A 23,377-nucleotide genomic window follows, 5' to 3' on the forward strand; every position below is an offset into this window, starting at 1 on the left:
TGGATCGTCCGCGCCTGTGCCCATGCTGTCGATCTCCATAAGTGACGGGAATGTCCGAAATCGATCTTTGGCAATTCCCGTCGACCAGACTCCGCTCGGGGATGAAGTAAGGAGCAAAAGTTCATGGCGGTGGGGCGTCGTGGTGGACGAAAGTCGCGACGTCGCCCTTCGCAGCGGGTTGGTCGCAGGGGCGTTATGCGAGCACGACCGGCAGCGTCCGCGCCATGTGGTGGACGACCCCGGGCGCCCACGTCGTCTCAGCTGCCCCCGGAGGGGTGGCGAACCTGGCATGGAGCCGAACCGTGCCGGGTCCGGGAAGGCCGCCGGACCGCGGTTCGCGGCACCCAAGAGCAGCCGGACGTCCGAACCCCCGGTGACGGTGCCGCCTTCGAACTCGACGTCGCGGGTCGGATGCGGACGAACGGCGTGAGGATCGTGGACGGGTTGTGCCGGAGGACTTCGTTCGCGAACGCGGTTGCAGAAGGCGTGGACTAGCTTGAGTTTTATTGAGGGGTAAGGCAAAGGTGGCGTGATGGTCTGGGCGGCAGGAGCGAGCTTGCCGAAGAGGGCAGCGCGGTCCTGAGCATCCACAAAGGACACTTCCTCGACTTGAAGGGACCGATTTGGGAACTTTGCGTATCTTCTCGCGGAGGTCGTGAGTGGCAAGTGGGGTTCTAACGACACTTGCCACTCACGACCCCACGGAAAACCGGTCATGCGAGCATCAAACGGGCAATCGGGCGCGAGCAATGGTCCTGTGTGGACACTCAAGGTGCGGCAGGGCGCCGTCGGTGCCCGTGCCTCGCGCCGAAGGTCTCCTTGCTCGCGGTCTCACCACGACACGTTTGACTTTCGGCTCAATAACCTGTCCAGCAGGCCACCTCGCCCGTGGTGAGTCAGGTGCTCCCCCTGCGATTGCTCGTTTGACGACGCCTCAGCCACCAGCGTTCCCCGCCTCGGGGAGAGGCTGCGGCGGTTGGTCAAGGCTGAGCAGGTGGAGGTTGTAGCTGTCCAAGGTAGGTGGCACCTTGCGTCGCCGCGCGGCTCAGTAATCGGCGAGGTTCGGATCGTCGGGCGATGCCGAGCTCGTGACCGGCTGGTGCCGGACAATGGCGGTCCAGGAGGTGAACCGGCCGAAGTAGCGGTGCACGATCCGCTTCTTCGGCTTGTTGGGATGTGTGCGGCAGGGCCACCGGTAGCGAGCCACCACATGTAGTTATCCAGCGCCGTGAACTGCGCTGAGATGTAGCGGGACGCGGTGTGGTCGAAAGGGCAGTTCGGGACCGCATCGTGCTCAAGTCGCGCGCTGTCGCTGGTCTCCGTGTCGGTCTGGTTGCTACTTGTGGTTGGTGCCGGCCCACACAGATTCGTCCGGTGCCGAAGAAAGATCACCAGAGAGTGATTAGGGACATGGATGATGACCTGGATGTGCCCGTGGTCGCCGACGCGACACCGGGCGTTGCTGCGCATTTTCGCAACGCTGTCTTCGGTCTCGTGACCAACTACGAGTCGACCGTTCCGGTGAGAGTGGTACTCGGCTTCACCACGCGAGACCCACACGCGGTCGAGTTTTCCTTCGGTCACGAAGGGAGCCCTTGGGTCTTCGCGCGCCAGCTTCTCGCTGCCGGCCTGGTCGCCGACGCGGGCGAAGGTGACGTTCGGGTGTGGCCGTCGCCCTGCGGTGGCGACATCACGCTTGTCGAGCTGAAAGCACCGGGCGGCCACGCCTTGTTCCAGGCCGCCACGGAGGAACTTGAGGATTTCCTCGCGGGCTCCTATGACATCGTCCCACGCGGCGACGAACACTTGTTTCCTCGACCTCGGCTTGGACCATCTCTCGTCGAGCTGACCAGAGGAGAGTAATCGTGAACGGGTACAACGAAATAGGTTCGACGTCCTGTCGGCACCGGGTCCTGATCGAGGCCAGGTCGCCCTACTTTCAGCTCGTCGAGCCGGGTGTCAGGAACGTCGAAGACATCGAGCCGTGGCAGGGTGGTCTGCTGAAGATCCGGCCCGGCCGTATTCGCTGCCTGACCGGCAGCCGGGTGACCGATGCGAGCGTGTCGGTCGCCAGCGTTTCGGTCGAGATCTTCGTCGAATCACCCGAGGGCGCACTTGACGACTGCGACGATGTCATCGAGGAGAGCTACCAGTCACCGCGCGGTCATCTGAGCGTCGTCGACTGCCGCAATAGGCTGGTCCACGAGTTGCCCGCGCTCCCGGCCGGTCCGGCGTCCTATCGGCTGCGGTATCACCTCCGGAACCAGGCGCCCAACAGGGTAGGGGAGTACCTGCTGCAGATATGGGCGGCGGAAGTGGCACCCTCGGCCGCGCTGAAGATCACCTCTTCCCTGGGGAACCTCTGGCATTCCGCCGCGTGATCAGGTTGCCGCGCCTGAGCATCGGGCTGTGCGAACGAAGGCGGACGACGCCCGTCAGAGTCGCCAGGATGGTTGTCCCACTCTGAACGGAGCGACGACATGAAGCCGGTGAAAGTGGTCGTGGCAGGTGATGCCATAAACCCCATTCACCTCGATGCGGTGCTGTCGGCGCAGGATTCCTTCAGGCTGGCGGGAATCGTCGCTACCGGCACCGATTTCTCGCATGACCTTTCCCGCCGGTACCAGGTGCCGTTGTACCCCGATGCCGACCTCGCGCCTGACGTCGACATCGCCTGTGTCGTCGTCCGGGCGGATTTCGCCGGCGGCGTCCGATCGGAGCTGGCGCGCGCGTTCCTCCGGCGTGGAATCCATGTGCTGCAAGAGCACCCGGTGCACGGGAACGAGGTCGCGAGGAACCTGCGCATGGCTCGTAAGAGCCGGGCGGTGTACGCGGTCAATACCCGCTATCTCGACGTCGCGCCGGTCCGGCGGTTTCTCGCTGCCGTGGAAGTGCTCCGGCGTACTCAGCGGTTGCGGTTCATCGACGCGGCGTGCAGTGCGAGTGTCGCTTATCCGCTGATCGATACCCTCGCCAGGGCCGCGGGATCGGTGCGCCCGTACTCATTTGAGGCACTTCCCGCCGACGCCTCCGGACAGCAGCCTTTCCGCTCGCTGCACGCCGTGATAGGAGGGGTGCCGGTTACTCTGCGCATCCAAAATCAACTGGATCCTGAAGACTCGGACAGCCATGCTTTCCTGCTGCATCGCATAGCCGTCGGATGCGATGCCGGGGTGCTGGCGCTCGCTGACACCCACGGGCCGGTGCTGTGGAATCCTCGATTGCATGCCGACCGGGACTCGATCGGGCGTATGGTGCTGGCAGGACCGGGCGCCGAGCGGCTCACAGCGCCGAGCACGATACTGCTGGGGCCGGAACCGGGCAGCCACCGCGACGTGTTCGCTCGACTTTGGCCGGACGCGCTGGTCACCGCGCTGCACCGCGTGCGCGCCGAGATCGCCGACCCGGCTGGACGTATCCGAAGCGGACAGTGGACGCAGGGCATCGCGGACGCCTGGACGGAACTGACCGCCCGGCTTGGTATTCCGGACCACATCAGGCCCGAGGCTCCGCCTGTGGTGCCGGTCGCCGATCTCGTCGAAGCGGTGGAACGAACCGCGCCATGACGGGGAGCCGAAGAGTACGAAGGGCAGAAACTCCGCACGAAATCCCCTGCGTCACTATGTGGCATTGCAGGTTCACATTCGATCACCTAGCGTAACCTAAATGTGCGCATCGGAAACCATGCACCATTCACCATGGCATTACAAGAAGCGGTTCGAGATCCAGTTCGCTCAGTTTCATCTCCGCGAGCCTTTCAGTAGTCCGGTGCCGTTCAATTCTTCGCGGGAAGACGGCTTGCTGTACGTGACGCCGGGCAGGATCAGGTGCAGGACCGGTGCGCGGGTCGAGGCCGTCGACCTGACCGTCGAGATTCGCCGTGAAGCGCCTGAAGAAGTTCGCGACGACTACGAGGACATTGTCGAGGTCAGCTACGAATCAACCCGAGGCGAGCTCAGTATTTTCAGTCCGTCTGAGCGGCTGATTCGCGAATTGCCCACACTTCCGAAAAGGGCCGGCACTTACCGTCTTCGCTATCATATGCGGGAGATGACCCGCGGATCGCGCTCAGGTGGCTCGAATGACGATACTCTGTGCGAATGTCTTCTTCAGATCTGGCCCGCGCCGCAAGGCGGCATCCGCGAGCTCAAGATCACCAGCGCAGCGGGAAAGTTCTGGCATCCCACGGAAATGTTGCTAGCCCCGCTCATCGAGGCGGGGCTGATTTCCCGCGAAGGGACACCGGGACCCGAAGAGCGGTGAGGGGGAGCGGCCGGAGCGGCGTCCTTCCCCTGGGGCGGCGTGAGCGGGTCCGGCTCAAGGCCATGATGGTCAGGAACGTGGCGAGGGAGGCGCCCGCCAGGAACAGCATCACGGCTTGGTGCCCGGCGGTAATGGAAGACTTCAGGAGTTCGGCGGCCTCCGGACGGCCGAGACCTCCGTAACGTTCGAGCAGCTCTTCTCCGCTCTGTGGTGTGTTCACGACGAGGGTGGTCCAAGGGCCTGGCGCTACTCCGCGCGCGTGCAGGCCCTCTTCCAGGTGCCTGTTGGAGACTTCCTGCAACAGGACCATGCTCGCCTCGAGACCGATTGAGCCGCCCATGGTGTGGAAAGTCCAGGTGGTGCCGATGGCCACACCGGATCGGTCCTGCGAAACCGCTGACACCGCGATGATCGCTGAGGGGCCGAGCAGACAGGCCCAGCCCGCGCCCATCAGCGCGGCCAGGATTACCACCTGTCCGATGCCGGCGTCGCGGAACAGGGACTGGAGTAGGGCTGACAGGGCGAACAAAGCAAGACCCGTCATGAGGACGTTTTGGGGGCCCACACGGTCTGTCAACCTGCCGACCACCAGCGAGCACATTGCGACACTCACGGTGATCGGTAGTACCAGAAGGCCGATGAGAAAGTCATCGAGGTGATGCGCGATGCTCAAGTACAGAGGAACCAGGAACAACGTCGTGGTGATGAACATCCCCGCGGAGAACTCCGTGCCGACGGCCTTGAGGAAGTTCCGGTCGACAAACAGCCGGTAAGGAACGAGCGGATGTTCGGACCGCCGATCGACCACCAGAAAACCGGTCACGCTCAGTGCACCCAAGGTGATCACGCCGAGTGCCTGCCACGAACCCCAACCGAAGGTATCGGCAAGACCGAATCCGAGAATGAGTCCTGCCGACCCCGGTATGAACAACCCGATGCTCGGCCAGCCGAGAATGCCATGCTTGTTTCCGTCGTATGACGATCCTGGTTGGAAAAGACAGATCGCCAAGGCGAGGCACGCCAACGGAACGCCGGCCAAGAAGATCCAGCGCCAGCTCAGTGCGCTGACGAGCAGCCCGCCGAGAAGCGGCCCCATCGCTTGGCCGATGCTGTTGATCGCGAACAGTGCGCCCATCGCCTTCCCCCGCAGCCCCTCGGGAAAGGCGCTGAGCACGATGGTGCTGGAGCAGACGCAGATCACCGCACAGCCGATGCCTTGGAAGAATCTGCAGGCGATCAGAAAGTGTATGTCCGGTGCGTATCCTGCGCCGAGTGAGAACAGTCCGAACAGGATGATCCCGGAACAGAGAGTGCGGCGCCTGCCGAAGAAGTCACAAATTCTGCCTATCGGTAGCACTGAGATCGCCGCGGCTACGAAGAAGACATTGACGACGAGTTGTGTCTGGAGCACGCTTGCGTCGAGATCGCGGCCGATCGCCGGTGTGGCCGTGTTGACGATGGTGAGGTCGACACAAGCGAGGAAGCTGGCGACGCCCACACCGGTCAGCACCCACCATTTTCCGGCGGTTCGCATGATCGCAGCCTCCTCCCGGTCAGCGAGGCTGCCGGACAGGCAGGATCACAGCCGAGGGGTGTGCGGGGTCGTGGTAGACCGCCTGGTCGGCTGCGCGGAGCGTAGTGGCCGTGGCGCAGGGCGCCCCGGTTCCGGGGTTGCGGGCGTAGCGGGGAAAAGCGCCGCTGGAGACCTGGACGCGAATTCGATGGCCGCGTTCGAACAGGTAGGCGGTAGGCCACAGCCGCACCTTTGCGCAGGAAAGTTCCCGCGCTTCGGACAAGCCGGTTAGCCCGTCGCAAACGTTGTACGAACGGCCATCGGGGTTGACGTCGCAAACCCGGACGAAGACGTCGGCGTGGGAAAGACTGGAGCGAAACCAGATCTCGGCGTTTACCTCGCCGATGACCTCGACGTCGTAGTCAAGGGCGGCCGTGGTGTAGGTGAGCACGTCTGGCCGGGTCTCCAACGCGGTGTTGTCGACCCTGCCGCTGTCGGCTGTCATCCGGACCCCGCCGACGGCAGGTGTCGGATCGGCAGGGTCGTAGTGGTACCTGTCCGGCGCGGATTGGTACGGTGTCCGGCGAGAAAGGCCTCCATCGGCCTGAAGATGGAACCGTTGCGCGAGATGGCCGGGCGGTGGCCATGAACTGAAATCCTGCCAGGTTTCCCTGCCCATGACGAACAGCCGTACCGGCGCGCGTTGTTCTTGCGGTTGCTCATCCCTGGCATGGGCGAGTCCGAAGTCGACGGCTTCGCGGACGGCGATACTGGTTCTGGCCGGCATGTCGGCGCGGGCCGCGTGCGTCCACGGCCCTATCGTCAGCCGCGCGGGTCGGCCTGCGGATTGCAGGGTAAGGAAGTCGCGGAGCTGACCGGGTAAGAATATGTCGTACCAGCCACCGATCGAGCTGACCGGCACGGTCACGTCGGCGACTCGCTTCCGATGGTCGGCGTCGGTCCAGCGCGGATGATGGGCATCGTGGTCGAGGATGTCTTGGAGATAGTCCGAGCGATGGCCGGTGGCGACGAGGTCGGCCCGGTTGAGCGGAAGTGTCGAGAGTGCACGGGTTGTTCGCCTCGCCTGGGCTCGTTGCCGGAACATCATCCAACGGCGTTCCTGGACTGCGATCTGGACGCCCCATCCGAACGGCGTTTCCAGCGACATCCCATCCTCACGCAGGAACTCCAGGGTCAACGCGGATTCGGTCGCTTGCGGGATCATCGCTTTGACCTGTGGTGGCAGACTGTCGGCCACCGCCCATTGCGTGTATCCGAGGTAGCTGGCGCCGACCAGCACGATGGAGTCGCCGAACCAGGGCTGTTCCACCACCCACGCCAACGTGGCCATTCCGTCCTCGCGCTCCTGACACAGGGGGTCGAAGACCCCGCCGGAGCCGAACCCACCACGAGTGCTCTGGAGCAGTACCTGGTATCCGCGCTCCGCCAACGGCCTGGCCAACATCGTGCCAAGTGGCCCCTTTCGACCGTACGGACTGCGGAGCAGGGCGGTCGGTAGTCCCGCTCCGCCATGCCGCGGCCGCCACCGATCCGCCAGCAGTTCGACCCCATCCGCCATCGGCACCCGAAGATCCCGTTGGACGACAAGGTCCCGCGTTGCCGGTGGCGGCAGTGCCAGCATGCGCTGCAGGAGGTGACTGCCCAGTTTCACGGTCTGGCTCCTTGTCGTCGCGTGTTCACGGCACCGCAGGAGATCAGGACCGCCCAAGCCACGTACCCGGCGGATGAACGTGTTCGGCCGTTAGCAAGGGCGTACCGCTGGTACCGGTTGAACAGGGCGTTCAGACCGACAATGGCGACCGTCGTGGCCAAGCGCGCCGACGCAGCGGTGGGTGCCGTGACCGAAGGCCAGATGGCCGACGACGCGTTGGCTGACATCCAACTTCTCGGGGGCGAAGTAGTTCCTACACGAAGTCAGCGATCTCAATGAGGATCATCTCGTTCAGTTCGTCGGACAGATTTCCCGTTTCGGTACCTGTCATGAAATTTGTCCTTGGGCGGGGTTATCCACCCAGGGGAGTTCGCATAGACGCTGTCGTCGACATCGAGGTCGGCTGCGTCTCGTACGCACGAGATGCAGCCGAGGAACAGCCCGCTGGGGGCACCGTCGCGGCGACCGTCCCTTCTGGTCGTCGCCGTTATTGTAGTGTTGTCACAAAACTTCTTCGGAGTAGCGAAAAGTAGCCGATGGGATACGTCTGCTGTCGTGTCGTGCTGGCCTTTCGTGCCACTGAACACATTGTGCGTCGCCTGAGGGTCGGCGTCGATGCCGATCGGCGCAAGGAATGACAGACCACTATGGACGAACGGCTAGCCGACCCGGCGTCAAACATGGCTGCCTGCTCATCGAGCGGATCGGTCGCCCGATGGAGAATCAGTCGTCGTCCCGAAGGATGGACAAGAAACACACCCAGGGCACCACATTGGAGAGCCATGACCAGCACCGCCTCCGCCCTGTTGCTCGAGTCCGGATGCATGCCGCGCCTGGACGACTTGGTACTGGCGGCAGAGCCGATCGGCGTGGTCCTGTCGGATAGGGCTTTCGAGGCTGTCGAGCGCGGTCGCGCTTTCGTCGAAGCGAGTCTGCGTGATGGTCGGCCGATCTACGGTTCCACAACCGGCTTCGGCCCCTTGGTGGTCTTCGAGGGACGAGACACGGCCGAGGAGCAGTGTGAAAACATTTTGCAACACCTTACGGTGGGTCAAGGGCCGGATCTGCCCTGCGAGGTAGTGCGGGCCGCGGTGCTGGTGCGCATGTGGTCGTTGTCGCGGGGGCTTTCCGGGGTCTCGGTGAGTGTGATCGAGGCGCTGGCGAAGATGCTCTCGACTTCGTTCACGCCGGCGGTGCCGACGTTCGGTTCGGTCGGGGCGAGTGGGGATCTCGTACCGCTGGCGCATATCGTGCGGAGCTTGCGCGGATATGGGCACGCGTATGTCGATGGTGTCCGGTTGCCTGCTGGTGAGGCGCTGGTTCGTGCGGGTCTTGCACCGCTCGTTTTGGCCGGTCGTGACGCGCTGGCGCTGGTCAACGGCACCTCGGTGACGGCGGCTGCCGCCGGCCTGGCCGCTGCCTCGGTGCGGACGTCACATGTCGTCGCGCTCGGGCTGACCGCACTCCTCGCCGATCTGCTCGGTGCGGCTCCCGCGTTCCTTGCGTCGTCTCTGCTCGCGGCGTTCGGGCATCCGGATGTGGCTGATGTCGGGAAAGAGCTGTCCTCGTGGCTGGCGGGCAGTGTTCCCTCGACCGATCGGCCGCTGCAGGAGCCGTACAGCGTTCGCTGTACCCCACAGCTGCTGGGATCGGCGCGGTCGGCGATCCGCTGGTCTTCCGAAGTCGTGATGCACGACCTGAGCGGCGTCAGTGACAACCCGCTGTTCTTCCCCGACGAGAACCTGGTGGCGCACGGCGGTAACTTCTTCGGGCAGCCCGCCGCGTTCGGCGCCGATCTGCTGTCCATCGTCGCGACACAGCTGGGGAACCTCGCGGAACGGCAGATCGCCCTCCTGGTCGACCCGCACCGCAACGGCGGTCGTCCACCCATGCTCGCGGTAGACCCCGGTCACAACCACGCAGTGCAAGGGGTGCAACTGCTCGCCACGTCGATGGTGGTCGCGATGCGGCGCGCATGCACACCGGCGGCCATGCAAAGCGTGCCGACCAACCTGCACAACCAGGACATCGTCCCCTTCGGTACACAGGGTGCTCTCACGGCCTTCGAACAGGCTCGGACGTTGCGACTGCTGCACGGTTGCCTCGGTGTGGCCCTGCGCCAGGCGGCATACGTCGGGTTGCGCAAACCCGTAGCTCCCCGATGCGCCGACCTGATCGCCGCGCTCGCCGAGCGGATTCCTCCGATCGAGCACGACCGCGCGCTGGACGAGGACATCCGCGTGGCCGCGGTCGTGCTCGACTCTTTCGTCGCGACGGAGCTGGAGTGATGACGGCCGAGGCGCAGGTGTGGCCGGTCTGGGATTCCGGCCTCACCAGGCTGAGGCTGTCGATACCGGAAGTGCAATTCCTGGACTGCCTCGGACCGCTTCCTGGCGCTGTTCCAGCAGCGCGCTCGGTTGATCGTGGAGGATTTGACGACTTGTCCACCGCACGTCCGATACGACCAGGACACGCTCAACCGGTTTCAGCCCCACATCGAGGAGCGCATCGGCGGGGTCACGACGATCGCCGAGGCCATCTTCGCCGAAAGGACAGCCTGGCAGGTCCTAGTCGCTCGCGACGACGCCGTGACGGACAAGGCTGGAGGCCATCGCTGAGATTCAAGCCCGTCGGCAGGTGGACGACACGCGACGGAATCCGACCTTGGACGTGCCGTCTGCCTCGACACGAGTCCCATCCAAGATCAAACCTAGGAGAGAACGATGAGGGCAGCGATGTTGCGTGTACCTGGGCGGCTGACGGTGGAGCAAGTTCCCGACCCCAGGATCGAGCATCCCTCGGATGCCGTTGTGCGAGTAGTGGCCGCCGGGATCTGCGGGACCGATCTACGGTGTTATGCGGGCAGACCCGGCCCGATTCCAGGGCCGCGGTGCGGGCATGAGTTCGTGGGGGTCGTCGCTCATGTCGGTGCGGACGTCCACACTGTGCGTCCCGGGCAACTGGTTGTGGCACCGTTCCGGTTTTCCGATGGAGACTGTGCCCAGTGTGTGCGTGGTTTGCAGAGTTCCTGTGTTCGGGGTGGGATGTGGGGTATCGCGGCAGGTGGTGCGCACGCGGAGGGGGTGTGTGTGCCGTTCGCCGATGGCACTTTGGTGCCGGTTCCGCTGGATGAGTCCGATGAGCGGATTCCGGCGATGCTGGCGCTTTCGGATGTGATGGCTACCGGGCATCACGCCATCCACGCGACTGGAAGGCCCACGCCGGAGACAGTCGCTGTCGTCGGCGACGGCCCAGTGGGACTGTGCGCGGTGCTGGCCGCACAGCGGGCAGGCTCCGAGCGGGTGTTCCTGATCGGGCACCACCAGGACCGGCTGGGTGTGGGGCAGCGGTTCGGTGCCACCGACATCGTCAGTGCCCGTGGCGCGGAAGGACATGCCCAGGTGGTCGAGGCCACCGGTGGAGCCGGCGTCGATCTGGTGGTCGAGGCGGTCGGTGCGCAGGATGCGCTGGACACCGCGATGGCGGCGTGCGCGGACGGCGGAGCCATCAGCAGGGTCGGCGGGCCGTACGGCGTTGTCGATTCGATGGCTTGCTTCCTGCGAAATATCACTATCACCAGTGGGCTCGCGCCCGCGCGTGCGTATTTGCCGACCTTATCGGAGGAAGTCGTGGCGGGACGTCTGGATCCGAGTCCGGTTTTCGACCATACCGTCAGGCTTTCCGGTATCGGTGGCGGGTACCAGGCGATGGCGGAACGCCGCGCCACCAAAGTCCTGATCACGTTGTGAGTGGTGGAATGGGCCTTCCGCATACTCCTGCTGATTACTCAGCGTGACGCAATGGCGGGGGATACCTGCGCGTGTCGCGGTGTGGTCCAGACTGGATGCTTCGAACGGTCAAAATGGTGCTGCTCATCCGATTATCGTGCGGTGGCGCCGATTCGATGCGAAAACCGGAGATGCATGTGCATGTTTGTAGTGAAACTGAGTCTCGAGGAGAGGTGGGCGGGTAATTACCTGGATCTTCGTCTTCGCCCTCGCGAACGCGCCGGTACTGGACGGTACGACCGGCAAGTTCCACTGGAAACGCGAAGTGAACTTCTGATGCACCCGGTGTAGCCGACGCGTCCAATAGGGTGACGCAATCGGGTGGTCGTTCTGAGACGTGAAACCTCCCCGGGCGGCTCTTTTGCCTGGTAGGGGAAATTTTCGAGCTTGCAGAGGGCTGCAATCGGGTCAACTCTCAGTGGGTTTGATCTCGTGGCGCAACGCTGAACGAGTGAAGGTCAGGGGCCTTGGTGGAATCCGTGACGTCAGGCCATTACAGTGGTCAACCATTGATACGACACGTGAGTGGAAGTTATGGTCGTTAGGAGGGTGCTCGTGACGGACAGTGAGTCAGCGAGTATTTCCAGCCTCCTGGACGGGTTGTGTCACCGGCCGGTCAACCGTGAGGGCCGGTACACAAATGTCGAACTGGCAGCGCTCGTTCGCGCGAACGGTGGGGAAATCACCCACACCTACATTTCCCAGTTGAGGAAGGGTGACAAAGACAATCCCACGAGCCGGACCATCGAGGACCTGGCCGCGGCACTGGGAGTGCACCCGGCTTATTTCCTTGGCGGTCGCTGCGACCGCCTGCCCGGTGAGCCTGCTCAATGGCGTCGGGACGGCCTCAGGCACCTCTTCGCAACAGTGCATCCTTCCGGTCGGGGTCCGTACACTCCGGAGGAGGTCGCTTTGGCTATCGGTCGAGACGGTCGGTACGGGGCAATATCGGCGAGTTACATCCGTGAACTGCTCGCTGGTACGAGCGAGAAGCCGAGGCTGAAGCACATTCTTGGTCTGGCGCGGCATTTCGGCGCTCCGGCTGCGTACTTCTTCGATGTCGTGCTCGCGGCGCGGATCGATGCCCAACTCGAAACTCACCGGGTGATGGAAAACCTGGGCGTCAACCAGGTGATCATGCGAGCGGCCGAGGAATTGCCATCGCTCGAAGTTCGCCGAAAGGTTTTGGTGGCGCTTGCCCGCGCGCTGCGCCCGGAGGTCAGTTCGGACGAAGCCGTTGAGCAGGCGCTGCGGTCAGGAGCAGCTGAGCCGGGTGGCCATCGGACATAATGATCGTATCAAGAGGGTGCCGGGATGCAGGAGAAACGCGTTCGTGAGCTAAGCGCCGAACTGATCCGTGATCTCGACCTGGACAAGTCCGCGACGACTGAGGCTGTCTGTATTCGGCTGTGTGAGGTGATGTCCCAGCGAACCCGGCAGCCGGTCATTCTGCGATTCGACGATCTTGGCGACTCCGGAGTGAGCGGGCTGTGGGCGGTGACCGAGGAAGGTGTCAATGTCGTTCTCGTGGCAACGGTCCGAAGCTGGATGCACCGGCTTCTGATCCTGTTGCACGAGGTCGCGCACATGTTGTGCGGGCACAAGCCCACCCAGTTGGACACCGCTGAAGGCAAACATCGCATGTTTCCCGATTTGCCTTCGGAGATGCTCACGGTTCTCGCCGCCCGGACCGTTATGAGGGAAGCCGAGGAGTGCGAGGCAGACAGGGTGGCCGGGGCACTCGCGAGGGAACTGATCGAGTGGGCGAACCAGCAACGAGTGTCGTTGGTCTGTCAAGAGGGGGGCCAGGCGGCCGTGCGGCTTGGGTACACGTTGGGATTCTCGGTCGAGGGAGGCAGGGATGAGTAGCCTCCTGATCAGCGTTTCGATCTGCCTTTTCTTGGTCGCCGCGGGCAAGCTGCTGAGGCTGCGCCGCGTTCCTTCCGAACAGCGCCCGACGCTCCGACGGGTCTGCGGAATGTTGCTCTCCCGTGGCGCTGCCCTGCTGGTGTTCGCGCCGGCCGTCGCCGACCTGGTCGATCGCGCCGCGGGTGTTCCCGGCCTCGCGGTGCTTCTGGGGCTTCTCCTTCTCGCCGTGGCGGCGACATGCGCACAAAGCGTAGTCCGGCTCGTGCAAGGGGGAAGAGCGCGGACGCGTCGTTTTGCTGAAATGGCCGTCCCGGTGTACTTCTTTTTCGTTCTCGTCGCGCTCGTGTATCTTGTGCCGGCGAAAACGGCCATCGAGGTTGGGGTGGTGGATTTTGCGGAATCCTCTGCGCGGACTTCCCCTCTCGCGCAGGCTCTGGCGAGCTACTTCGCGGGTTACCTCGTTGTGACGCTGCACTTTTCTCGTCGCTGGTTGCGTTGGATCCAGGAAAGTGTTCCTGATCAGGTGCTGTTGCGGAAAGGGGTGCAGGCAACGGTGGCAGGGAACGTCGTTTCGCTCGGTGGATTTTCCGGAAGTTCGCTGATCGTCATCGTCGCTCAGTGGTTCGGCATCGACGTCGGCGCCTTGTCGGCTATCGGGTTCATCCTGTTCGGGTTGGGAACCGTTCCCGTGGTCGTCGGGATGAACTGGGCGGTATGGGGACCATGGCTGAGTGTGGCGCGGAAGCGAGTTCGCCAAGGCAAGGGAGACCTCGTCGACTACATACGGTTGCGCCAGTTGTGGCGCACTCTGCGGCCGGTGGCGCCGGAGATGGTACATGGCTTTTCCTCGTGGCGAGAGCGATTCAGCCTCCGATCCAGACTGTTCTGGCGAGTGATCGAGATCGATGACTGGCTGCATCGGCTACGCGACGGAGACAGGCAGGGGTCAGACCAAGGTGGCCTGATCTCCGCGGTAGAAGAGGCCGCGGAAATGAGGTTCGCTTTCGTTGACGAACGGGACAGGTTGGTGAAAGTCGCCTATTCGTTGAAGAGTGAAGGCATGAAGCGGGGCGGCGCCGCGCGACGTGGTAGTAGTTGCATTGAATCGACCCGTGGTGGTAGTACAGGGTTTACCTAGTTGTCACGTGATCGTGTTGCTGGCATTGAATTTCGCCGAGTACTTCAAGGGTGCACCTGTTTGGTGCAGTATTCTCAGATGTGGCGTCGTGGCAAAGTTGCCTGGGCTGTGCAACATTTGACTATCTGAATGGTTGATTTTTGGGCCGAAAAACTAAGCTTTTGTCGAGTGGTTGTATCTCCTGTCGGGCATATGGGCTACTGTCGGCTTGCCGAATAGCAGGTTGTGGCTCCGGCCTTGAGTATTGGACGAAATCGGCTACGCGACCTCGCGGGAAGTGAGTCAAATGATCAAGGTTGTGGTTGCCGACAACGAAGAGCTGGTTCGCGCTGGTATTTGCAGCATCCTGCGGGCGTCCGGGAGGATCGAGGTCGTTGCCGAGACAGGAAATGGCCAGCGAGTGGTGGAGCTGACGCGGCGTCATCGCCCGGATGTCGTGGTCATGGATGTCCCGATCGCAGGCCTGGACGGTATTCGTGCCACACGGATCGTCCAACGCGAAACCCCGTCCTCTCGGGTGATCATCTTCACCTCCATTGCCGTCGAGGAGTGCATCTACCGGTCGTTCAGTGCCGGCGCTTCGGGTTTTCTGAAGAAGGACGTTGCACCACAGGAACTGGTTGAAGCCGTTACCTCGGTCGCGTCCGGGAATTCCATCCTCTCGCCGTCGATCACCCGATGCGTGATCGACAAGTTCTTGCAGTTCGACCGCGACCTGGCGCGGCTGGCGCAGAACAGGATCGAGATGCTGACCGCGCGGGAGCATGAGGTTCTGGCCTACCTGGTTCAAGGACTGGGCAATGCCGAGATCGCTCGTCTTTTGTTCGTGAGCGAAGGGGCGGTCAAGGCTCACGTAAGTCATATGCTCACGAAGCTCGGCTGCGCCAACCGGGTGCAAGCGGCCATCGTCGCTCATGACTCCGGGCTGTTTCCGTCACGACCGGTAGATGCCACCCCCGATCCGGCGCGGCCGGGCTTGGGTGTGGCTTCGTAGGCTCAGGGATCCGCATCTTGGGCCAGAAGGAGAGGGGGTGAACCGTCGAGAGCCGGTTCACCCCCTCTCCTTGATGGCTGTCAGAACAGGGAGCTCAAGGTAGTACGACTGGTAACGTCCGCGTCAGGTAATGGAAGACGCCAGGCGACCAGGTGGGTTCCGCAGCCTTGACGAGCCCGGGAAACCTGGCCTGCAGACGTGGCAGCGTGGTCTCGATCTCCAGACGGGCGAGCGCTGCGCCAACGCAGGCGTGAATGCCGTCGCCGAACGCGAGGCTAGCCGTGGTGTCACGGGACGGGTCGAACAGGTCCGGGGCGGGGAAGACCGACGGATCACGGTTCGCTGCGCCGATCAACAGCCTGACGTCGGCTCCTTCGGTCACCGTGCCGCCTTCGAATTCGACATCGCGCGTCGCGATCCGCACGAAGGGCGCCATGATCGTCGGCGGGCTGTGCCGCAGGGCCTCGTTGGTGAACGCGGCCACACGGTCTTGGATCCAGTGGTGCTGGTCCGGATGATCGAGCAGGGCCAGTAAGCTGCTGCTGATTCCCGCGGACGAGGTCTTGAAGCCGGCACACCACAGGGCCCACAGCAGCGGAAACAGTTCGCGCGGCTCGAGCCTCGAGTGGCGACCGGTCAGCGCAGAGATGAGATCGTCCGCTGGTTCCCGCCGCCGATGCTCGATCAGTTCGCTGAAATAGTCTTCCAGGACGGCGGTCAGTTCGTCGGCTTGGGTGACCACCTCCGCCGGGGCACCGGGGAACGCGCTCAGGACTCCTTCGACCAATGAAGCCATCCAGGCGCGGTCCGCTTCCGGTATGCCGATCAAGTCTGATTGCGTTCCCATCGCCAACGGCTCCGCCAGGTCGCGGTGGAGGTCGACTTCCTCACCGTCGCGAAGTGGCTCCGTGATGCGGTCAATGAGCCGGTCACAGGTGTTCGTGATCCGCAGGCGTCGATCGGCTACCCGCTGAGCGGTGAACTCGCGACCGATCGCATCGCGGAGCCGGGTGTGCGCGGGCGGGTTCGAGACCGCGATACTGTCCGCGAACAACATCATCGACGGGTGGCGCAGCGCTTCGGGGTTCCGGCGCCGTACTTGCTCGCGGTCCGGACTGCGGAATACTGTGCCGGTTTCCCGTAGGACCCTTGCGACGTCGGAATGCCTGCTCAGCAGGTATGTACCGCGCGGGGTTCGGTGTACGGGGGCGTTGGCACGTAGCCAAGCCAGAAAGGGAAAGGGGTTCTTCCGATTCTCCGGTTCCATCAGCCGCATCATCGCGTCGAGGCTGTTTGTCATGTTCTTTGCCTTCATGATGGTCCCTCCTCCGAGGTCGGGATAGCCCACGCGTGGGACGCCTTCCGGGTCATCGCCCGGGCAAGAGCGATACTCAGGCGGGCTGTTCAATCCTGATCTCCCGGCCAGTCTGTCGTTTGACCACTACGAAAGAGTGGTCGACCGTCCTGCCGTCCTGCCTTTCGCTCGCTCCGACAGAAACATAAAATTCATTGTCCCGTACTCGCGTCATCAAGTCACAATCCGATGCCAACGATACATCTGACGAAGCCTCGACCTGGCCGTTGGGCAAGGGATCGGGCGAACCGATCACCCTTTAGTGTGCGCGGTGCGGGTTGATGAATATCTGTCGAAAACCTCGGCTCGGCCGGTCAAGATCTGCCGGATCACGGGCGCGGGTCCAGTGGATGAGTTCCGCTCAGCCCATGGTGGCGATTCATGGGGTTGCCAGGACGTGGATCGCAGCGAGCGCGGGGGCGACCCGGGGTGTCCCTATGTTGTTGTCAAGCCGCAGCGGGGGCGATGGTCGGTTCGGGGTGCTGGTAGTAGGTGCGGTTGCTGAGCATGGCGAACAGGACGTCGCAGCGTCGTCGGGCGAGGCAGATCAGCGCGGCGTTGTGTTTCTTGCCTTCGGCCCTCTTCCGGTCGTAGTAGGTCCGGCTGGTGGGGTCGGACAGGGCTGCGAAGGCGGCGAGGAAGAAGGCGCGTTTGAGTCTGCGGTTGCCGGTTCTGGCGGGGTGTTCGCCTTTGATCGAGGTTCCGGAGCGGTGTGTGACCGGGGCGATGCCGGCGTAGGCGGCGAGGTGGCCGGAGGACTTGAAGCCCGACGCGTCGCCGATTTCGAGGAGGATGCGGGCGGCGGTCCTGACGCCGATGCCGGGCATCGAGGTCAGGACCTGGGCGAGAGGGTGCGCATCAAGGATCTCCTCGACCTCGCTGGCGACGGTTTTCCGTTGCTGCAGCACGGTTTTCAAGTTGTCGGCGAGCCGGGGCAGGATCTTGTCCGCGGCGGCGGTTCCCGCGACGGTGACGGTTTGCTCGTCCAGTGCGGCGAGGATGTCCTCGGCCAGTTTCGCGCCCATGCGCGGGGCGTGTGTGGTCGCGATCGCCGCGAGTTTCCGGCGCCCGGCCTTGCGGATCCCGATAGGGCCGCCGCAGCGGGACAGGATTTCCAGCACCGCGAGGTGGCTGACTTTGGCCCCAGAACGCGTTCGAGAGCGGGGTGGATGCCGGTGAGCAGGCCGCGGATGCGGTTGCTGACCCGGGTCGCCTCGGCGGCCAGGTCGTCGTCGAACCCGACGAGCACATCCAGCTCGGCCAGGGCTTCGTCGCCGACGTTGAGCTGGCGCATGGTGTGCGGCAGGGTGCGGGCGGCGTCGGCGATGACGTAGGCGTCGCGGGCGTCGGTTTTGGCGTTGCCCGGGTAAAGATCGGCGATGCGGCGCATCGCCAGCCCGGGCAGATAGGCCACGTCATGTCCGCAAGCGCGGGCGACGGCGACCGGCAGCGCGCCGATCGTGGCCGGCTGATCCACGACCACCAGAACCCGACCGTGAGCGGCGAGTTTGTCGAACATCGCCCGCAGCTTGGGCTCGGTGTTGGGCAACGGCGCGTCGTGCAGCCGCTTTCCAACCGGATCCAGGCCGACCGCGTGATGTTCGCCCTTGCCGACGTCCAAGCCAAGGAACACGGCGTATTCGCTGGTCATCGAAGGTATCTTCCGTCTTGTCGTGCATGGTCACCAGTCGAGCATCAAAGGCCGGCAGCCACGTTACGACGAGACCTACCTTGCGGCGGCCGTGTCCCTATCAGCGGTCCCTCGATGCCACCAAACCCGGTGACACCACCCCCCGGATCATGAGTACGACTGGGGGACTAAATCATGCCGGGCCTGGCGACCACGAACTCCTTGATCAGGAGCCACGAAGACGGTAATGGGGGCGAACATTTCATGCATATTGTCCGCGGGTGTCCGACTGGACATCGCCGCGCGTAGGAGGGTGAGAAAGTGCTGTCGTGGTCCCACGCGCAGAGGAACCGAGGCAGCATCGCCGCGCCTAGCTCATCCGGGGCGACTCCGGTGAGATCGGGGAGGCCTGGGTGAAGTCGGCGGCAGCCGCGGAGAGATCGTCAGGGCATGATCAACTTGTCGTGGAAGCTGGCCATGGTGCTCAACGGGCAAGCCCAGCCGGCGTTGCTCGAGACCTACGGGAGCGACCCGCTTCCGGTGATCTCGAAGCTGGTCCGTACGACCGAGCGAACTAGGCGAGCGGTGAACTCCGCCAGAACCGAGCGCCGGGATCATCGACCCAAAGAGCGTCAAGGGCGCCGACACTGTCGCGCAGGACTCGCACGGCTACGTCGCGGGGAAGGAATCAACGGGCGGAAGCGATTCATTCGTCACCGACACCCTGGGCCTGCTCTTGACGACGATGGTGTGCTCGACATCGGTGCAGGACCGCGAGGGCGTCAAGTCGATCCTGCCCGGGCTCTACCTGCGTACCTGTGCGGTTCGCCTTCGCCGACGCAGGGTTCGCCGGCCGCCTGCTCGACTGGGCGGACACGATTGTGCGGACCACCGTCGAGGTCGTGCGCAAGCCCGCCGATCAGCGGGCTTCTCCGTCCTGCCCTGTCTCAGACGAACAGTGTGCTGTACGCATTAAGAGCGTGTCTCAGTAGGTGATCTTCTTGAAGCAGGTGAGGGTGGCGGCGAGGGTGAGGAAGGCGCAGAAGTGGTTGGCGTATCGGGTGGTGAGCCGGTGGTAGCCGAAGAGCCAGGCGATGGATCGTTCGATGACCCAGCGGTGTTTACCGAGTTTCTTGCTCGACTCGATGCCTTTGCGGGCGATCCGGACCTTGATGCCGCGTCCGCTGACCCACTTTCGCAATTCGACCTGGTCGTAGGCTTTGTCGGCGTGCAGCTTCCCTGGTTTGCGCCGGTGAGGGCCGCGTCGGGATCTGATCGCCGGGACGGCCATCACCAGCGGCTTGAGCGCGTAGGAGTCGTTGGTGTTGGCCGCGGACACCGCCACCGACAGGGGCAGCCCGGCCCGGTCGGACAGAACATGGACCTTCGAGCCACTCTTGCCGCGATCGACCGGGGTCGGGCCGGTCATAGATCCCCTTTCTTGGCTCTGACAGAGGCACCGTCACAGACCGCCCGAGACCAGTCGATCACGCCCTGGCCACCGAGTTCATCCAGGACCACACGATGCAGCCGGGGCCACAGGCCCGCCTTGGTCCATTCGGTGAACCGCCGATGCGCGGTCGGCACGGTGACACCGAACGACGGCGGCAGATACCGCCACGCGCAACCGCTGGTCAGCACGAACACGATCGCGGTGAACACCGCCCGGTCGTCCGCTCGCGCCGGTCCACCGCCCTGCGGGCGAACCCCATGCTCCGGAATCAGCGGCTCCGCCAGCGCCCATAACTCATCCGGCACCAGCCGCCGAGACAGATCGTCCACGGCTCAAGATCATGCACTATGACCAGGCAACCCCCTACTGAGACACGCTCTAAGAGCGTGTTTGAGAAGCATCGGCGTGTCTGCGTGATCTTCAGGCAGGGCTTGTCCATGGCAGCCGGATGGGTCGGCGTAGGCGGCGATACCCCTCGGATTCCGGTGATGAGCAGTGAGCGTTGATCGAGCTGCTGCTGCCCGCTGCCGGGTCGGGTGGTCGACCGGAGAAGCATCCGCGCCGGAACGTGGTCGACGCGATCCTCTACGTCGTACGGGCCGCTGCGCGTGGCGGGCCCTGCCTGTGAACTTCCCGCACGGGCAGACGGTGTACTGGTACTTCAACCGGTGGGAGCAGCAGAAGGTCACCGAGAAGACCCTCCCCATCATCCGTGGACAGTTGCGCGCCGCCGAGGGGCGTGACGCCGAGCCGAGTGCGGGGATCATCGACTCCCAGAGCTTCAAGCGTGCCGACACAGTCGAGCAGGTGACGCGTGGCTACGACGCGGGGAAGAAGGTCAACGGCCGCAAGCGGTTCATCGCGACCGACACCCTCGGGTTGCTGTTGACGGTGATGGTGTGCTCGGCCTCGGTACAGGACCGCGACGGCGCCAAGTCGATCCTGCTCGACCTCTACCTGCGCACCCCGCGTGCGGTTCGCCTTCGCCGACGCCGGGTTCGCCGGCCGACTGCTCGAGTAGACGCAGACGATCCTGCGGACCATAGTCGAAGTCGTCCGCAAACCTGCCGACCAGCGCGGCTTCTCCGTCCTCCCACGGTGGTAGGCGGTCGAACGGACCCTCGCCTGGATCACCGCACACGGCCGCCTGGCCCGAGACTACGAACGCCACCCCGTCACCTCCGAGGCTATGATCCGCTGGGTCGCGATCAACACCATTACCCGCCGCATCGCCCGAGGTCAACCCTCCACCCGACAGCAGAAGCGCGTATTCACACCCGTCACTTGTTCTTCTCAAACACGCTCTCAGATCCAGGTAGACGGCGGAGGACGCGGCTGTACGACGTGCTCGACCTGGCGAAACTCACCGTCCTCGTCACTGATCACGACGTTGAGACGGCCGAACTGCTGCGGCCATGGTGGCACGATCCACCATCTCTCGGTTCCGGCTGAACAGCCGGGGTTGCCCCGTCGCGATGCGGCCATCACCCGAGAGTTCGCTGCCCGGCCCGGTGTGCTGGTGCTCAGGCCTGACGCGCATGTCGCCGCTGCGGCCGCCGACGATCTGAGGTCATTAGCCCCGCTGGCTCGGCACGTGGTTTGAAGCTGAGGCCGTCCAGTGAGTCTTACCGCGTTACGTTCTGTGGCTTGGGGTGATCGTCAGCGCCACCGATGAGATGTCGAGCGCTGGTATCCATTGACTCGAGGTTGCTCGTCTATTTCGCGTAAACGTGGAGGTGGTCGATGAGAATCGCGGTAGGAAAGGTCGAATCGCTGGGCGGACCGGGACAGGTCCACCGTGTCCCGGATTCGACGTGATCCGTCACTACGGTGAAGTAGAAGGCACCGTCAAGCGACCAGCCGATACGGGTTAGGTGTCCACTCGACCGCGCATCGTCCGATGAACGGTTCCGCTCTCGCCTCCGACGACTCCGTCACGTCGGCCCCGCCGTTGGCAGGCCAAGGCCGGTATCAACGTCGGTGCCCATCGTTCAATAGGCCGACCGCGGCCCGGCAGGGCCGGGGATCTTGGCGTTCGCTTCGAAGCAACTCGACAGCGCCGCCCCGCGCCGGACACGTCGCTCAATAGATCGTTGAACGGCAACTTGGCCCCGGTGCCATGGCAGCTCGTCGCTATCTGAGAATCGCCTCGGCGATCGCCGTCGCCCTGTCGAGATGTTCCTCAACGCGCGACTGGAACTGGTTCAGCGGCTCGCGGTCGTACTGGACGTCCAACGGCCTCCCCCTGATGTCCTCGACAACCAATCGAGACCGCTGCTGGAGCTGAGCCAGGAAACCGCGTCGGCACATTGCTCCCCGAGCCGTCAAGAAGAACGAATCGAGCACGTCGCGTTCCTCGTCCGTCGGCGTCTGATTCTTGGTGCGGCCCGCCTCCCGCAACAGCGAGCGGCCAGAAGGCACCATTCTCACCGCTATGGTGGCGTGTACGACGCGGTTGAACCTCAATGCCTCCTTGAGGCTGGCTGAGTCACTCGACCGCTCCAGTTGTCGCAGCCGTGCCGAGATGTGTTCGTAGTCCCTGGCCCACGTACCGCTGAACGCCGGGTTCATGGCGATCATCGCGGTGCGGAGGACGGTGCCGTAGACATGCGGCGAGCAGCTCCCGGCGTACAGCAACAGTGCGGAGTAGGTATCGACCAGTGCGGCCACCGTGTTCAGCGCTCCGCGCTGACCGTGCTCCCCCGCCGAAATGACCTCGGACGTCAAGCGCCACACACAGAATGCACCGTGGTGGCCAAGCAACCAGCGGTATAGCGCCCCGGCGTTCACGTCGGCTACCGGCGGAGCCGCCTGAACTTCCTTCAGCGCTGGGCCACCGCACCCGCAACAGTCGCCGAATGGCGCCTCCGGCATCGGCAACAGCAGAGTGGTGAGCCCAAGGTTCCGAACCGGCGTCACCGGTGCCGCGGCCGTCACCACTCCATCTCCTTTGCGGTGAAACGGTCGAGCACATCGGCCGCCGTTCGGATGTCCTCGTTCAGCAGCCGATCGTGATCGAACGGGAAGATCTGCTCGGCGTGTGCGTCGACCGGAGCGGCGCAGCGAGGAGCTGTCATTTCGCCCAAGTCGATGTACGTCACTTGACGCAGAGTGACGTCGAGACGAACGTGCGGTAGCCGCAACGTTCGAGTATGTGTCGACGCTGTGAGGGCTCCTTGTGTGCCGAACGGGACGAGGTCCTGGTTGCGGAGGTCGATCGAGGCGCTTTGCATCCCCGCAGGGGCGCGGGCGCGCGACATCGTGACCACCGGAGAAGGCACCGGCAGTTGCATGCCTGGCACTGTGTGGTCAAACCCGGGGCGGGCCGTCGGCGTCGGGGGGAGACCACCGTTTCGGTTTGGACCGATCGAGAGGTCGATCTGCCGGCTGGCTGCGTTGCCCGGCTGTGTCACGACGTTGGACACGAACTCAATGGACGATTGGTCCTCGGTCGTGGCACGGCCGAGGACAGTTGAAGGACCGAATCCGACCCTCGATCCGTAGACGGTCCGGCCATCACGGAGACTCGCATCGACGAACACACGACCGCCATCGACGACGCTGTCCGGCAGGTCGCCGTCGATGGGGGCGGCGGCCGACTGCCGGTTTTCCCGGCGCGACGTTCGGCTGGACTCGGTCAAGAAGCACGAGGCGATACTGCTCATGATTCTCCCATTGCCCTGTCACGCCTGAATTTCCGTCA

The 23,377-nt window shown here is 63.9% G+C and carries 20 protein-coding genes and 1 pseudogene; 13 read left to right on the top strand and 8 right to left on the bottom strand.

The features are described from left to right. Positions 1-1,045: 1,045 nt before the first annotated feature. Complete coding sequence (locus ACIBTM_RS45445) at positions 1,046-1,207, bottom strand: hypothetical protein (RefSeq protein WP_395883317.1); 162 nt, start codon at positions 1,205-1,207, stop codon at positions 1,046-1,048. 167 nt (positions 1,208-1,374) lie between these two features. Between ACIBTM_RS45445 and ACIBTM_RS45450 the strand changes: the two genes are divergently transcribed. From ACIBTM_RS45450 to ACIBTM_RS45465, 4 genes are all read left to right on the top strand, one after another. After that, entirely contained in the window at positions 1,375-1,863 is a 489-nt protein-coding gene (locus ACIBTM_RS45450) for an SsgA family sporulation/cell division regulator (protein WP_395883318.1), read from the top strand. 2 nt (positions 1,864-1,865) lie between these two features. Then, positions 1,866-2,381, top strand: a complete 516-nt coding sequence (locus ACIBTM_RS45455; RefSeq protein WP_395883319.1) for a hypothetical protein — start codon at positions 1,866-1,868, stop codon at positions 2,379-2,381. A 99-nt stretch (positions 2,382-2,480) separates the two neighbouring features. Then, on the top strand, positions 2,481-3,566 hold the full coding sequence (locus tag ACIBTM_RS45460) for a Gfo/Idh/MocA family oxidoreductase (protein ID WP_395883320.1): 1,086 nt from the start codon (positions 2,481-2,483) through the stop codon (positions 3,564-3,566). A gap of 100 nt (positions 3,567-3,666) precedes the next feature. Next, positions 3,667-4,263 carry a hypothetical protein gene (locus ACIBTM_RS45465; protein ID WP_395883321.1) on the top strand — a complete coding sequence of 199 codons (597 nt, stop codon included), beginning with the start codon at positions 3,667-3,669 and terminating at the stop codon, positions 4,261-4,263. On the opposite strand, the gene ACIBTM_RS45470 is transcribed toward ACIBTM_RS45465, so the two are convergent. Together ACIBTM_RS45470 and ACIBTM_RS45475 are read right to left on the bottom strand one after the other, a co-directional pair. Beyond that, a complete protein-coding gene (locus tag ACIBTM_RS45470) occupies positions 4,208-5,797 on the bottom strand; it encodes an MFS transporter (protein ID WP_395883322.1) in 1,590 nt (529 codons plus the stop codon). The two genes, ACIBTM_RS45465 and ACIBTM_RS45470, sit on opposite strands and share 56 nt — an antisense overlap. A 19-nt stretch (positions 5,798-5,816) precedes the next feature. Continuing rightward, on the bottom strand, positions 5,817-7,448 hold the full coding sequence (locus ACIBTM_RS45475; RefSeq protein ID WP_395883323.1) for a CocE/NonD family hydrolase: 1,632 nt from the start codon (positions 7,446-7,448) through the stop codon (positions 5,817-5,819). Between the two features lie 824 nt (positions 7,449-8,272). Here ACIBTM_RS45475 and hutH point away from each other — a divergent pair. From hutH to ACIBTM_RS45505, 6 genes are all read left to right on the top strand, one after another. Continuing rightward, complete coding sequence (hutH, locus tag ACIBTM_RS45480; protein WP_395883343.1) at positions 8,273-9,736, top strand: histidine ammonia-lyase; 1,464 nt, start codon at positions 8,273-8,275, stop codon at positions 9,734-9,736. Positions 9,737-10,183: 447 nt separating this feature from the next. Next, positions 10,184-11,197 (top strand): alcohol dehydrogenase catalytic domain-containing protein, encoded by a 1,014-nt coding sequence (locus ACIBTM_RS45485; protein ID WP_395883344.1) that lies wholly within the window; start codon positions 10,184-10,186, stop codon positions 11,195-11,197. A gap of 594 nt (positions 11,198-11,791) precedes the next feature. Then, positions 11,792-12,526 (top strand): helix-turn-helix domain-containing protein, encoded by a 735-nt coding sequence (locus ACIBTM_RS45490; protein ID WP_395883324.1) that lies wholly within the window; start codon positions 11,792-11,794, stop codon positions 12,524-12,526. Positions 12,527-12,550: 24 nt separating this feature from the next. Further along, positions 12,551-13,105 (top strand): hypothetical protein, encoded by a 555-nt coding sequence (locus ACIBTM_RS45495; RefSeq protein ID WP_395883325.1) that lies wholly within the window; start codon positions 12,551-12,553, stop codon positions 13,103-13,105. After that, on the top strand, positions 13,098-14,243 hold the full coding sequence (locus ACIBTM_RS45500; protein ID WP_395883326.1) for a DUF6545 domain-containing protein: 1,146 nt from the start codon (positions 13,098-13,100) through the stop codon (positions 14,241-14,243). The genes ACIBTM_RS45495 and ACIBTM_RS45500 overlap by 8 nt, the downstream gene beginning before the upstream one ends. A 286-nt stretch (positions 14,244-14,529) precedes the next feature. Beyond that, positions 14,530-15,237 carry a response regulator gene (locus tag ACIBTM_RS45505; RefSeq protein WP_395883327.1) on the top strand — a complete coding sequence of 236 codons (708 nt, stop codon included), beginning with the start codon at positions 14,530-14,532 and terminating at the stop codon, positions 15,235-15,237. A 94-nt stretch (positions 15,238-15,331) separates the two neighbouring features. On the opposite strand, the gene ACIBTM_RS45510 is transcribed toward ACIBTM_RS45505, so the two are convergent. Together ACIBTM_RS45510 and ACIBTM_RS45515 are read right to left on the bottom strand one after the other, a co-directional pair. Then, positions 15,332-16,552, bottom strand: a complete 1,221-nt coding sequence (locus ACIBTM_RS45510) for a cytochrome P450 (protein WP_395883328.1) — start codon at positions 16,550-16,552, stop codon at positions 15,332-15,334. Between the two features lie 485 nt (positions 16,553-17,037). Next, positions 17,038-18,242: pseudogene (locus ACIBTM_RS45515) on the bottom strand (IS110 family transposase). 429 nt (positions 18,243-18,671) lie between these two features. Between ACIBTM_RS45515 and ACIBTM_RS45520 the strand changes: the two are divergent. Then, on the top strand, positions 18,672-19,217 hold the full coding sequence (locus ACIBTM_RS45520; protein WP_395883329.1) for an FAD-dependent monooxygenase: 546 nt from the start codon (positions 18,672-18,674) through the stop codon (positions 19,215-19,217). Here ACIBTM_RS45520 and ACIBTM_RS45525 read toward each other — a convergent pair. Beyond that, positions 19,207-19,994, bottom strand: a protein-coding gene (locus ACIBTM_RS45525) for an IS5 family transposase (RefSeq protein WP_395883345.1) whose coding sequence is annotated in 2 segments (ribosomal slippage) — positions 19,207-19,647 and positions 19,650-19,994 — 786 coding nt in all. Because the reading frame shifts where the segments join, the coding sequence is not laid out codon by codon here. The two genes, ACIBTM_RS45520 and ACIBTM_RS45525, sit on opposite strands and share 11 nt — an antisense overlap. 182 nt (positions 19,995-20,176) lie before the next feature. On the opposite strand from ACIBTM_RS45525, the gene ACIBTM_RS45530 reads away from it, so the two are divergent. Beyond that, a complete protein-coding gene (locus tag ACIBTM_RS45530; RefSeq protein ID WP_395883330.1) occupies positions 20,177-20,302 on the top strand; it encodes a hypothetical protein in 126 nt (41 codons plus the stop codon). Beyond that, positions 20,299-21,126 carry a transposase gene (locus ACIBTM_RS45535; protein ID WP_395883331.1) on the top strand — a complete coding sequence of 276 codons (828 nt, stop codon included), beginning with the start codon at positions 20,299-20,301 and terminating at the stop codon, positions 21,124-21,126. The genes ACIBTM_RS45530 and ACIBTM_RS45535 overlap by 4 nt, the downstream gene beginning before the upstream one ends. Before the next feature lie 681 nt (positions 21,127-21,807). Here ACIBTM_RS45535 and ACIBTM_RS45540 read toward each other — a convergent pair. Then, a complete protein-coding gene (locus tag ACIBTM_RS45540; RefSeq protein WP_395883332.1) occupies positions 21,808-22,614 on the bottom strand; it encodes an L-tyrosine 3-hydroxylase in 807 nt (268 codons plus the stop codon). Beyond that, entirely contained in the window at positions 22,608-23,339 is a 732-nt protein-coding gene (locus ACIBTM_RS45545; protein WP_395883333.1) for an aromatic amino acid lyase, read from the bottom strand. The genes ACIBTM_RS45540 and ACIBTM_RS45545 overlap by 7 nt, the downstream gene beginning before the upstream one ends. Positions 23,340-23,377: the final 38 nt, after the last annotated feature.

The sequence above is a fragment of the Amycolatopsis sp. NPDC049868 genome, assembly GCF_044461365.1.
Taxonomy (GTDB): Bacteria; Actinomycetota; Actinomycetes; order Mycobacteriales; family Pseudonocardiaceae; genus Amycolatopsis.

Excerpts from the sequence above, each read along its gene's own strand:
- ACIBTM_RS45520 (WP_395883329.1), top strand. The coding sequence starts at position 18,672 with ATGATCAACTTGTCGTGGAAGCTGGCCATGGTGCTCAACGGGCAAGCC.
- ACIBTM_RS45510 (WP_395883328.1), bottom strand. The coding sequence starts at position 16,552 with ATGAAGGCAAAGAACATGACAAACAGCCTCGACGCGATGATGCGGCTG.
- ACIBTM_RS45465 (WP_395883321.1), top strand. The coding sequence starts at position 3,667 with ATGTGCGCATCGGAAACCATGCACCATTCACCATGGCATTACAAGAAG.
- ACIBTM_RS45500 (WP_395883326.1), top strand. The coding sequence starts at position 13,098 with ATGAGTAGCCTCCTGATCAGCGTTTCGATCTGCCTTTTCTTGGTCGCC.
- ACIBTM_RS45470 (WP_395883322.1), bottom strand. The coding sequence starts at position 5,797 with ATGCGAACCGCCGGAAAATGGTGGGTGCTGACCGGTGTGGGCGTCGCC.
- ACIBTM_RS45485 (WP_395883344.1), top strand. The coding sequence starts at position 10,184 with ATGTTGCGTGTACCTGGGCGGCTGACGGTGGAGCAAGTTCCCGACCCC.
- ACIBTM_RS45505 (WP_395883327.1), top strand. The coding sequence starts at position 14,530 with ATGATCAAGGTTGTGGTTGCCGACAACGAAGAGCTGGTTCGCGCTGGT.
- ACIBTM_RS45460 (WP_395883320.1), top strand. The coding sequence starts at position 2,481 with ATGAAGCCGGTGAAAGTGGTCGTGGCAGGTGATGCCATAAACCCCATT.
- ACIBTM_RS45545 (WP_395883333.1), bottom strand. The coding sequence starts at position 23,339 with ATGAGCAGTATCGCCTCGTGCTTCTTGACCGAGTCCAGCCGAACGTCG.
- ACIBTM_RS45495 (WP_395883325.1), top strand. The coding sequence starts at position 12,551 with ATGCAGGAGAAACGCGTTCGTGAGCTAAGCGCCGAACTGATCCGTGAT.
- hutH (WP_395883343.1), top strand. The coding sequence starts at position 8,273 with ATGCCGCGCCTGGACGACTTGGTACTGGCGGCAGAGCCGATCGGCGTG.